The sequence below is a fragment of the Nocardia sp. NPDC051052 genome, assembly GCF_044456045.1.
Classification (GTDB): domain Bacteria; phylum Actinomycetota; class Actinomycetes; order Mycobacteriales; family Mycobacteriaceae; genus Nocardia.
On the sequence record NZ_JBITFL010000052.1, the window covers coordinates 1 to 1,450 of the forward strand.

Sequence of the window (1,450 nt, forward strand, 5' to 3'; positions counted from 1 at the left end):
CCAGGCTGTTTGTTCGTTGTAGTGGGTGTGGTGGTGCAGGCAGCCGTGGAGGATGCCGACGAGGCGGTTGCCCAAGGCGCGCAGGGCTTGGTGGTGCAGGTCGCCTGTGGTGCGGTGCTGGTCGTAGTAGGCGCGGGCTCCTGGGCTGTTTTGCAGGGCGCAGAAGGCCCATTGGTCGATGGCGTCGTAGAGGCGTCGGTTGCGGACGTGGCGGGCCAGGATCGCGCGTTTTCGCCCTGATGCGATGGTCAGTGGTGAGGTTCCGGCGTAGTTTTTGCGAGACTTGGTGGTGGTGTAGCGGTTCGGGTCGTCCCCGAACTCACCGAGCACCCGGGCGCCGAGGATGACACCGAGTCCTGGCAGGGAGAGGTAGATGCCGGCGTCCGGGTGTGTCTCAAAATGGGTCGCGAGCTCGGATTCGAGGTCGTGGATCTGGGTGTTGATCGCGGTGATGATGGCGACCGCGGCGCGGGTCGTCGCGGCGAACGCGAGGGTGGCCGGGTCGCTGGCGTGTAGGTGTTGGGCGCGTAGCGCGGTCTGGATCTGGGCGGCGCGGGTGTCGATATTGCGTTGGCGCCCAGCACGTTTGAGCGTGGCCCTGATCGCGGACAGCGACAGTCGGGCACCTTCGGCCGGGGTTGCGGCGCGGGTGAGCACGGCCAGGGCGTCGCGGTCGGCTAGGTCGTCGAAGGCGACCAGCGCGCCCGGGTAGTACTCGCGCAACGCCGAACGCAGTGCGTTGGTGTGGCGATTGCGGGTCCAGATCAGGTTCTGATGGCCGCGAGCCAGGATTTTGATGGCCTCGGCGCCGGGGCTGTCCCCGGCGATCGGGCGGTGGTTGTGGCGGTCGGTGCGAACCAGGTCGGCGAGGAGTTTCGCGTCCCCGGCATCGGATTTAGCGCCCGAGAGGTGGTGGCGGTTGCGGTAGCGGGCTGCGGCGAGGGGGTTGATCGCATACACCAGGTAACCCGCGGCCACCAGGGCATCGACCCAGAGGCCACGATCGGTTTCGATACCGATCACCACCTGCGCGGGCTCTGGTGTGTGCCCGGCGAGTAGGTCGTGGAATCCACTGATTCCGGCTAGTCCTTCCGGTAGCCGGCGCACGGCCAGCTTCGTGCCGTTCTCGTCCATCAGATGAACATCGTGATGATCTTCGGCCCAGTCATCGCCAACGAAGATCAAAGCTTCACCTCCTCACAGCGAACCATCGGAAACTGTTGGAGCCCAAGGCAGCCCGGCGGCGACCTAATGGATCAGTACTCGGCGGTACGACACCCCATCAGCGCTACAGGCAGCCTCACCAACCGGCCGGGGCACGATCTAACCCTAGGAATCGAACATCGTTCCAAGGTGCAGTAGTGCTCACCGGCCGGTGGCTCGGTTGACCAGCCTCACCCCAACCATTCACGCCCGGTCGTAGGCTCGCCGATCACTTCCCATTAGGGTG

The 1,450-nt window shown here is 65.5% G+C and carries 1 protein-coding gene; it reads right to left on the reverse strand.

Annotated elements, in window-relative coordinates; genetic code table 11:
- On the reverse strand, window positions 1–1,185 hold a 1,185-nt coding region (locus ACIBCN_RS44520; RefSeq protein WP_396998939.1), incomplete at its 3' end, for an IS110 family transposase.
- Window positions 1,186–1,450: the final 265 nt, after the last annotated feature.